At 72.0% G+C, this 10,173-nt stretch carries 8 protein-coding genes; 6 read left to right on the plus strand and 2 right to left on the minus strand.

Features of this window, described 5'->3' with window-relative positions; all coding sequences use genetic code 11:
- The first annotated feature begins 562 nt into the window (after positions 1–562).
- Together VI238_RS17485 and VI238_RS17490 are read left to right on the plus strand one after the other, a co-directional pair.
- On the plus strand, positions 563–1,339 hold the full coding sequence (locus tag VI238_RS17485) for a hypothetical protein (protein WP_331653693.1): 777 nt from the start codon (positions 563–565) through the stop codon (positions 1,337–1,339).
- A 55-nt stretch (positions 1,340–1,394) separates the two neighbouring features.
- A complete protein-coding gene (locus VI238_RS17490; protein WP_331653695.1) occupies positions 1,395–2,276 on the plus strand; it encodes an SAM-dependent methyltransferase in 882 nt (293 codons plus the stop codon).
- A gap of 4 nt (positions 2,277–2,280) precedes the next feature.
- On the opposite strand, the gene VI238_RS17495 is transcribed toward VI238_RS17490, so the two are convergent.
- On the minus strand, positions 2,281–2,826 hold the full coding sequence (locus VI238_RS17495) for a hypothetical protein (protein ID WP_331653697.1): 546 nt from the start codon (positions 2,824–2,826) through the stop codon (positions 2,281–2,283).
- Between the two features lie 202 nt (positions 2,827–3,028).
- On the opposite strand from VI238_RS17495, the gene VI238_RS17500 reads away from it, so the two are divergent.
- A complete protein-coding gene (locus VI238_RS17500) occupies positions 3,029–5,110 on the plus strand; it encodes a winged helix-turn-helix domain-containing protein (RefSeq protein WP_331653699.1) in 2,082 nt (693 codons plus the stop codon).
- Positions 5,111–5,197: 87 nt separating this feature from the next.
- On the opposite strand, the gene VI238_RS17505 is transcribed toward VI238_RS17500, so the two are convergent.
- Positions 5,198–5,779, minus strand: a complete 582-nt coding sequence (locus VI238_RS17505; RefSeq protein WP_331653701.1) for a hypothetical protein — start codon at positions 5,777–5,779, stop codon at positions 5,198–5,200.
- A 169-nt stretch (positions 5,780–5,948) separates the two neighbouring features.
- Between VI238_RS17505 and VI238_RS17510 the strand changes: the two genes are divergently transcribed.
- From VI238_RS17510 to VI238_RS17520, 3 genes are read left to right on the plus strand one after another with little or no spacing between them, the layout of a single operon-like run.
- On the plus strand, positions 5,949–6,578 hold the full coding sequence (locus tag VI238_RS17510) for a methylamine utilization protein (RefSeq protein WP_331653703.1): 630 nt from the start codon (positions 5,949–5,951) through the stop codon (positions 6,576–6,578).
- A 4-nt stretch (positions 6,579–6,582) separates the two neighbouring features.
- On the plus strand, positions 6,583–8,916 hold the full coding sequence (locus tag VI238_RS17515; RefSeq protein ID WP_331653705.1) for a putative bifunctional diguanylate cyclase/phosphodiesterase: 2,334 nt from the start codon (positions 6,583–6,585) through the stop codon (positions 8,914–8,916).
- The gene (locus tag VI238_RS17520; protein WP_331653707.1) at positions 8,913–10,127 is read left to right on the plus strand and encodes a hypothetical protein; all 1,215 of its coding nucleotides are present in this window, start codon (positions 8,913–8,915) and stop codon (positions 10,125–10,127) included. The genes VI238_RS17515 and VI238_RS17520 overlap by 4 nt, the downstream gene beginning before the upstream one ends.
- Positions 10,128–10,173 lie beyond the last annotated feature (46 nt).

Here is a 10,173-nt window from a genome sequence, read left to right on the forward strand (position 1 = left end):
AGCAGCGGGCCGCGTCGGCCCGGTCTGCGGCGGCGTGCGCTGCGATCCGTCTACCGCGGCGGGGCGCCCGCCGCGCCGCACCACCGCGCTACGCCGGAGCGTGGCGGGGAATCCGGAAACGAACGCGGTCGTCGCCGCGACGCCGGACGCCGAAGCCGAGCGCGACGAGCGCCGTCGAGCAGGAGCGCTTTGGCGCCACTCGCCCAACAAGCCGCCAAGATCGACGACACGCACCACGTAAACCGCCCCGGACCGGCTTCGAATCGGCCGTCCTGCGCAGCCGCCGCGCCCGCGATGGCGAGCACGAGGCCGGCCGTGCGGGCGATCCGCCGCGCGTTCGGTTGGTTGGCAAGGGAGCAGCCACGGTCATGCCGCGAAAGCACCCGTGTGGTCGGTGCGCCGAGGATCGCCGGCGGCAAGCGGCTCGTCCCTCCCGGACGTTCGTGTTCGCGTGGAACCTTCATGGCCGCGCACAGAACGCGCTGTCAACGGACGCAGCCGTGACGCGTATATGCTTTCCGGGCGCCGTCGCCACGGCGGGCGCGGCGATCCGGGGGAACCGATGGAAACCAGGTACATCGCGGGCGCGCTGCTCGCTGCGGTCCTGCTCGTGTTCATCGCGCAGCGGTCGCGCGACCCATTGCGCACGGCGCTGCCGTTCGGCACGACCGACCTGTCGTCGGTCGAAACGCAGCTGCGGCGCCTGCGACCGGAGGACCGCGCGCTCGTCGAGGCCTACGTCAAGCGCAGCAACGGCGACGTGCTGCCGGCGACGTTCGCCGACCCCGACCAGCCGTTCACGGCGCGCACGTTCGGCGATGCGATCGCACTCGAAACGGCGTGGAGCGCCCGGCGCGGAGAGATGGACGCCGACGCCGCCCGGCGCCAGGCCGAACGCGACGCCGCGATGGCGCCACTGCGCGACGCGGTCGAGGCCGGCGTCACGCGCGCCGAAGTGCTCGCGCCGCGCGACCTCGTCGCGCCGCCGGACCGCTCGGCGCAGGTCAAGCAGGCGCTGCCGAGCGACGAGGCGAGCGTGTTCGTGGTGACCGTCTCGCTGCACAACCTCGGCAGCAAGACGATCACTGCCGTGCAGGGTTCGCTCGAAGCGCACGACCGCGAAGCCTACCTGCCGCTCGATCTGTGCTGGATCGACCTCGCCGGCAGCGAACCAATCGAGCCGGCGAGCCGCACCGAGGTCCGCTGCGGCAACCCGAACCGGCGCGCCAGTGAGCAGCAGCGCGCATTCATCGACGATTCCTCGGGTCGCTTCACACTGGTCTGGAACCCGAAACGCGTCGTGTACGCCGACGGCTCGGTACTCGACAGCGGGTTGTGACGCGCGCGCGGCCGTTGCGGCTACCATCGCCGACTCGACGCCGCACCGGATCCGCATGACCCTGCCCCACCACGCCCGCTACGACGGCCCCGTGCTCACGCGCGAGGTCGCCGACGCGATGCGTGCCGCGTTCGCCGCCGGGCACGCGGCCTGGTCCGGCTCGCTCGATCTCGGTCGCAGCATCGGCGAAGCGACGCTCGCCGACGTTGGCTGGCGCTGGCGCGATCGCGACTATCCATGGCCGGGAATGCTCAAGGAGCGCACGATCTACGTGTGGGATGACGCGGCGTTCGTCGCCGCGCAACGCTACGACCGCGCACTGATCAAGCTCGTGCCGACCGAATGGGGCGCACCCACGTTCGAGATCGACGGCATCAAGATGCTGCCGACCTCGCAGGTGTCGCCGTATGCGGACGCGCAGCGCAAGGTCGCGCTGATCGCACCCCGCGGCAAGCACGTGCTCGATACCTGTGGCGGACTCGGCTATTTCGCGCGCGCCTGCCTCGAAGACGGCGCGGACCGCGTGCACTCGTACGAGAAGAACGCCGACGTGCTATGGCTGCGCAGCATCAACCCGTGGTCCCCCGATCCGGCATCCGGCGAAGCATGCGGGCGGCTGCAGCTCGAACACGCGGACGTGCACGAGCGCATCGGCGGCCTCCCCGACGCGCAGTACGACGCGATCCTGCACGACCCGCCGCGCTTCGGCATCGCCGGCGAGCTGTACTCGCAGGCGTTCTACGACCAACTGGCGCGCGTGCTGCGCCCGCACGGCCGCCTGTTCCACTACACCGGCACGCCGAATCGCAGGACGAGCGGCCGAGACGTTCCGCTCGAGGTCTCGCGCCGCCTCGCCAAGGCCGGCTTCGCGACCGAACTCGCGCTCGACGGCGTACTCGCGGCGAAGGGGCGGCCGACGCCGACACGCGCGCGCTGAGCGCCTAGCGCGTCGGCCAGCCGACGGCGAGGTCGAAGCTCACGTCGCAGGTCATGTCGGTCTCGTTCATCGGTGGCTCGCGCGCTTCGGTCGTCACCTTGCCGCTCACGTGCGCGGCGTTCCTGGTCGTGAAGGCGACCTGGCCGTTGCCGCCATCGAGGCCGGTCAGCGTGCCGTCGGGGGCGAGGTACATGAGATTGACGATCGTCGCGAGTTCGAGTTCGCCGGCCGTGTGCGCGATTTCCATCCAGCCGTCGGCGGTCGCGGATCGTTGCGCTTCGACCGCGTCGCGACGCGGGCTCGTGAACGTGCTCTCGCCCGGCGCCGCGGCGCAGGCCGCGCAGGCCGCAAGCGCGCCGCGGTCGAGCGGCCTGGCCGTGAAATAGATCGTCGTCGTGACGGTGCCGTCGCTCTTGCGTGCGTCCGCGAACGCGATGCCGTCACTGAACGTGACGCGCTTGCCGTCGCGCTCGCAGTAGCCGCCGACGCCGCCGGCGTGGGCGGGGCCCGCGAGCGCGAGCAGCACGAGCATGGAACAGGGGATGCGCATGGCGTGACTCCGATGGCGATCCCCGACGGGGACCTTCTCCTCGTGCACGCGGTTCGGCCATGGTAGGGGCCACCGCTGTCGCCGCCGCGGCGCCCTTGTGACGAGGGAACGCGCGGAAGCTCCCGATGCAGACAGCGCACGCGACCTCGCGCCGACCCCGGCGCCGCGCGGAGGCCGCCTCGCGCTTGCTAGCATCGGGCGCATGGACGATCCGGCACCTCCCGCGACCGCGTACCGCTTCCTCGACTGGCGCTACGAACCGATGCGCCGCTGCCTCGTGGGGGCCGGCGGCGAGGTGCGCATCAAGCCGCTGCTCGACCGCCTGCTGCGCCGGCTGCTCGACGAACCGGGTGCGGTGCTTGCGCGCGATCGCCTCATCGACGACGTCTGGACGCGGCGCGAAGTCAACGACGAAGTGCTGTCGCGCGCGATCGCGGAGTTGCGCGCCCTGCTCGGCGACGACGCGCGCGCACCGCGGTACGTGGAGACGCTGTCGAAAGGCGGCTACCGCTGGATCGCGCCGGTCGAGCGCATCGCCGCGCCGACGGCGAGCCCGGCGCGTGCGCGGCCGGGATGGCCTTATGCGCGACGATTCGGGGTCGTCGCCGCCGCGCTCGCCGCGGTCGCGTCGATCGTCGCCCTCGCAGCCTGGTGGCGCTTCGATCGCGCCGCGAGCCCCGCCACGCTCGCGCTCGGTCTGCTCGGCGCGCACCCGCTCGCGAGCGACCCGCGTCTGGAGTACGACGCGCGCTTCGACGCGGCGGGACGCGTCGCCTACATCCGCGGCACGAACGGAGGTGACGCGAGCGAACTCGTGCTGGTCGACCCGAAAAGCTTCGCCGAACGCGTGCTCTGGCAGGACGCACACGCCTTGCGCCATCCGGCGCCGTCACCCGACGGGCGCGAGATCGCGCTCACGCGCTACACGACCGACGGCTGCGAGCTCTGGAGCGTCGCACTCGTCGATCTGCAGCGCACGCGCCTCGGCGACTGCGCGGCGGCGCCGCAGGGCGGGCCCGAATGGGTCGACGGCGGCGACGCGCTCGTCGTCACCGGCACCGCGATCGATGCCGCGCACGCACCCGGCCTCGTGCGCGTCGATCGTCGCCACGGCACGCGCCGCGCGCTCACGACGCCGGACGCCGCCGAGGGCGCGCACGTCGACGCGCGTCTGTCGCCCGACCGCACGCGGCTCGTGTACGCGAGCCGCCACAGCGGCGAGGAACAGCTCTGGCAGAGCGACTGGCCCGACCTGCGCGCGCGACGCGCGCTGCTGGATCGCCCCGAACCCGCGTATGGCCATGCATTCGAGCCGAACGGCAACGCACTCTGGGTCGCCGGCGACCTCACGCTGTATCGAGCCCTGCACCGACTCGGCGCCGGCCGCCGCCCCGAACTCGTCGGCGGCCGCGGCGCGCTGTCGATCGATCTGTCGTCGCGTGGCGCAGCCGTCTGGGCGGAAGCGAACTACGACGCGGACCTGTGGCTGCGAGCGGGCGCGGACGCGCCGTGGACCGTCGTCGCACGCTCCAACCGCTACGAGTCGCAACCGGAGTTCTCGCCCGATGGCTCGCGCATCGCGCTCGTCAGCAATCGCAACGGTGCCGAGAGCGTACTCGTGGTCGATCGCCGCGACGGCAAGGTGCGACCGCTCGCGCTCGATCCCGCGTTCCGCTGGGTGCGTCCGACCTGGTCGATGCGCGGCAACGCGCTCGTCATCACCGCGTACGAGGATCGCCGCACGCGCCTGTACCGCTATCCGCTCGACGGCGACGTCGCGATACCGATCGCGGGCGTCGAAGCCGACGCGTTCCTCGGCATCGAACTCGCCGACCGCCTCGTCTACCTTGGCGGCCACGGCAACAGCCGTCCGCTGATGCAGCTGCGCGCGGGCGCCGCGGCCGGCGAACGCGTCGGTATCGACGCGGTGACCACCTACCGCGCGTCGCAGGACTGGGTCGTCTGGCGCGCGCAGGGCTCGACGAACCTGCATGCCGCGCGCTGGTGCGCGCCGGGCGCCACGCGCGAGATCGCGAGCGACGACGATGGCGAGGCATTCACGATCACGCGCGATGCGGTCACGTACCTCGACCACGGTGCGCTCTGGCGCGCGACCCTGCCCGACGGCGCGCCCGTGAAGATCGCGAGCGACCGCGTGCCGGACGGCCATGGCCCGAGCCTCGCCGCGAGCGCCGACGGTGCGCTCGCACTCGTCACGCTCACGTCGCTGAGCATCGATCTCATGATCGCCGACCGGGCCGTACCGCCAGGCCCCTCGCGCTGACCCCGTCATGCGGTCACGTTTGCCCGGCCCGGCGTCATCGCCACGGGCAAGCCGCGCGCTGCGAGGCGACCGGAGGCGACGCCCGCGTCAGCGCACGCGCTCGAGCGTCTGCACCCAGTTCGTTTCCCAGGTCTTGCCGCCGTCGGGCGAGAAGGCCTGTTCCCAGTGCGCGCCGGTCTTGCTGATCTGCGACCAGGTGAAGCGCACCTTGATCGGCTGGCCGCGCAAGGTGTCGTCCGCATAGAACGTGCCGATTCCGTCGACGAAGCGCCCCTTGACCGGTGGATCGAGGTTGCCGTGCGGATTGCGGCCATCGATCCACCAGATCGCCCACTGGCCCGTCTTCGGATCGTACGCGCGCGGTGCGACGCCGCGGTAGATGCCGGTCGGCAGGTTGAACACCGTGTCGTCGACGTTCGCGCGTCCTTCCATGAGCGGCCACGAGCGGATCGTGCCGTCGAACGCGTACCAGTCGTGGCTGCCTGCGAGGATCTCCTTGAGGCGGCGGCTGTGCACGCGCCATTCGCCGACGAGGAAATCGAAATCGTGCAGGCCGCTCATGTCCTCCTTGGCGACCGGCTTGGGTACGTCCTGCGACGCCCACGCGGCCGGCGCGGACGCGAGCGCCGTCGTGATCGTCCATCCGAAAGCGATGCTGAACGGTTTCATCTTCACCTCGCGCGGCCGAAGGACCGCGGCACTATCGCATGTCCGCACGGCGCGTACAGGGCCAAGGATTGCGCGGTGCACCGGAACCACCGCCGCGCCGCCCGGCGCGCCAGTCCGATGCGCTAGACTGCCTACGCTCGTCCGTGAAGGGGAACGGATGCACGTCGGCATGCCAGCGATCGCTGCGTGGATGCTCGTATCGACGGCCGCGTCGGCCGCCGAGCTCGACATCGTCGTCGACGACGCGCGCGGCGCGCCGGCCGCGGACGCGGTCGTCAGCCTGCACGGTGCCGGACCGCCGCCGCCGGCGCGCGAGCCGCTCACGCATGCGGTCGACCAGCGCGACGAAACCTTCGTTCCCTACGTCGACGTGTTCAGGCCCGGCGATCGCGTCGTGTTCCGCAACAGCGATCGCACGCGCCACCACGTCTATTCGTTCGCGCCGGCGAAATCGTTCGAGTTCGTCGTGGCACCCGGCGGCGACACGCCCGCGGTCGTGCTCGACCGCGTCGGCGCGATCGCGGTCGGTTGCAACATCCACGATCGCATGATCACCCACCTGTACGTATCCGACGCGCCGTGGGTCGCGAAATCCGACGCGCACGGACGCGCCGTTTTCCACGACCTTCCGGCCGGGCACTACACCGTGCACGTCTGGCATCCGCTGTTGCGGCCCGGCAAGGCCGAACCGGAACAGGCGATCGACATCGGCGCCGGCACCGCCACGCTGCGCTTCGCACTGCCGTTGCTGCCCGACCCGCGGCCCGACCCGGACGACCGCGAGCGAGCGCGCTACTGACGCCATGAACTTCCGCCTGCGCCTCGCCCTGCTGTTCCTCGCCACGCTCGTCGCGGTGCAGGCGTTCACGGCGTTGCTGGCCTACGGGGTCGCGCGGCGCGCCCTGATCAGCGACGGCGAACGCCAGCTCACGGTCGGCGCCGCCGCGGTCGCGCGCCAGCTCGACGACATCTCGGCGCGCGTCGCCGACAACGTGCAGGTCCTCTCGCTCGACTTCGCGCTGCGCGCGGCGATCGCGCAGGACGACCAGGGCACGGTGCTGTCCGCGCTGCGCAACCACGGTCGACGCATCGGCGCCGAACGCATGCTGCTCATCGGCCTCGACGGAACGGTGCGTGCGGACACCGCCGCGGCGACCGGCGCCGAGTTCCCGTTCCCCGACCTCGCCGATGCCGCGCTCGACCGCCCTGCCGCCGCCGTCGTCGCGCTCGGTGGCAAGGCGTACTGGATGATCGTGGTGCCGGTCTACGCGCCGAAGCCGATCGCCCTGATCGCGGCGGGCATCCCCGTCGACGATGCGCTGCTCGCGCGCCTGCAGCAGCTGTCCGCGCTGCCGAACACGCTCGAGCTCGTCACCCTCGGCACCGACGGCCGTTGGACCGGCGTCGCGCGCGGCGACGCCCGCGTCGCGATCGCGCCGGCGCTCGCGGGGCGCGAACTGCCGCTGCAACCGACCCTGCTGCGGCTCGATGCGCGCGAATACGTCGTGCTCGCGACGCGGCTCAGGGAATCGGAACGCAGCGCCCCGGTCGCGGTCGTGCTCGGCTACTCGCTCGACGACGCGCTGCGGCCATACCGCAACGTCGCGATCGCATGGGCGAGCCTCGTCGCTCTCGGCCTTGCGATCGGCCTCGTCGGCGCACTCCTGATCGCACGCGGCGTCGCTCGCCCGATCGAGAAGCTCGCCGCGGCCGCGCACCGCATCGGCGCAGGCGACTACGCTTCGTCGACGCCGGCGATCAAGCGCGACGAAGTCGGCCAGCTCGCCGCCGCATTGTCGAACATGACCCTCGCGATCGCCGAGCGCGAGGAACGCATCCGCTACCAGGCCGACCACGACGCGGTCACCGCGCTGCCCAACCGGCATGCGGCGGAGGCGGCCATCCAGCATGCGCTGCTCGCGCGCCCGGTTGCCGGCGCACTGCTCATGGTCGGGCTCGCGCGGCTACCCGAGGTGATCCAGACCATGGGCCATGCGATCAGCGATCGCCTCATGCGCGACGCCGGTCGCCGCCTGCGCCCGTTCGCGGCGCGCGGCCTCGTCGCGCGCGCGACCGACACGCAGTTCGCGCTCTGGCTCGACGGCGCCGACAGGGCCGACGCGATCGCGGTCGCCTTCCGCATCCTCGATGCGCTCGGCGTGCCGTACCAGGAGGCGGACCTGTCGATCGATACCGCCCCGGCGATCGGCATCGCGCTGCATCCGGCCCACGGCGACGAGGCGAGCGCGCTGCTGCGACGCGCCGAAGTCGCCCTGTTCGCCGCGCTCGGCGCCGAAGACCCGGTCGGCGTCTACGACGCGGGCACCGACCCGCATCGGCCCGAGCGCCTGTCGCTTATGGCCGAGCTGCGCGAGGCGCTCGATCGCAACCAGCTGCGCCTGCACTACCAGCCGAAGGTGCGCCTCGCCGACGACCGCATCGACGGTGCCGAAGCGCTGCTGCGCTGGCAGCATCCGTCGCGCGGCGCGGTCGCGCCCGATGCGTTCATTCCACTCGCCGAACGCACCGGCAACATCCGCCGCGTCACGCGCTGGGTGCTCGCGAGCGCGATCGCGCAGGCTCACGACTGGTCCATGCGCGGCCACGCGTTGCGGATCGCGATCAACCTGTCCGCGCGCGACCTCGCCGACCCCGACCTGCCGACGCGCATCGCCGACCTGCTGTCGCTGCATGCGGTCGCGCCGCGCAGCATCGTGCTCGAACTCACCGAGAGCGCGATCATGGCCGAGCCCGACACGGCCGTACAGGTGCTCAAGCGGCTCGCCGACCTCGGCATCGACCTCGCGATCGACGACTTCGGCGTCGGCCAGTCCTCGCTCGCTTACCTGCGCCGGCTGCCCGTGCGCGAGATCAAGATCGATCGCTCGTTCACGCAGAAGCTCGCCGAGGACGTCGGCGACCGGACGCTCGTGCGCTCGATCGTGGAACTCGGCCATCGCCTCGGTTACCGCGTCACCGCGGAAGGGATCGAGAGCCGTGCCGCGTTCGACTACCTGCGCGATGTCGGCTGCGACCACGTACAGGGCTACTACATCGCGCCCGCGCTCGAACCCGCCGCGCTCGAGGCAATGCTTGCGCGCGACGACGACGCCGCCCACCGGGGCGTGCGCGCGTGAGATGCATCCTCGCGCTCGCCGCGTGCGCGGCGCTCGTGCCCGCCGCGCGCGCGGCGGACGTCGACGTGCACGGCTACGTCGACTGCCGACTCGTCGCGCGCGCTGGCGAGTCCGGCTACGTCGACGGCGGCCTCGGCAAGACCCGCTTCGGCGGCGGCGGCACCGATGCGACCTGCCTCCAGGCGGCGATCGCGGCAAGCATCGTGCTCACGCCCGCGCTCGTCGCGCACGCGGACCTGCAGGCACAGACGACCGGCCGCGACGAACTCGCGTTGCTCGACGCGTGGTTGCGATACCGCCCCGTTTCGACCTCGCCGCTGCGCTGGTCGGTGAAGGTCGGCGCGTTCTTCCCGCCGGTTTCGCTCGAGAACGACGCGATCGGCTGGACCAGCCCGTGGACGCTCAGTTCGTCCGCGATCGATACCTGGGTCGGCGAGGAACTGCGCGGCATCGGTACAGAAGGCGGTCTCGAATGGCGCGGCGAGCGCTCGACCGTGACCGGCGTCCTGGCGCTCGTGCGCAGCAACGATCCCGCCGGGGAATTGCTTGCCGCACGCGGCTGGGCGATCAGCGATCTCGTTTACGGACTCGGCAGCCGCGTGCGCGAGCCCGACGTGCACGCGATCGACGACGAAGAGCCTTTGCCGCTGCGATTCAACCCGTTCCTCGAGAACGACGGCCGCCTCGGCTGGTACGCGGGGGCGACCTGGGAAGCGCGCGGAATCGGCACGCTCGCCCTGCTGCGCTACGACAACGAGGCCGACCCGGCGAGCCGCAGCCGCGGCGCGTCGCCGGTGCTGAGCTGGCACACCGACTTCTGGAGCGTCGGCGCGCGTTCGCGCGTCGGCGAGGTCGTCCTGCTCGCCCAGGCGATGAGCGGCTCGACCGCGATCGCACCGTCGCCGCTCTTCAGCACGCACACCGACTTCCGCGCCGCCTACCTGCTCGCTGGACGGGACCGTGGAGCATGGCGGCCTACCGTGCGCATCGACGCGTTCTCGACCGACCAGTTGCCGCGCTCGATCGACGGCCGCGTGCGCGAACACGGCAGCGCGCTCACGCTCGCGCTGAACTGGCGCCCATGCGGATGGCTGCGCGTGACCGGCGAAGCGTTGCACGTGCGCAGCTGGCGCGGCGAGCGCGAACGCGCCGGGCTGCCCGCGCGCCGCGACGACACGCAGCTGCAGCTCGGCCTGCGCATGATGTTCTAGCCGCGCACGTGCGCCGCGTCGTCAGTCGGTGGCAACAGCAGGCGCA

The sequence above is a fragment of the Dokdonella sp. genome, from assembly GCF_036518555.1.
In the GTDB taxonomy this organism is placed as follows: Bacteria; Pseudomonadota; Gammaproteobacteria; order Xanthomonadales; family Rhodanobacteraceae; genus Dokdonella_A.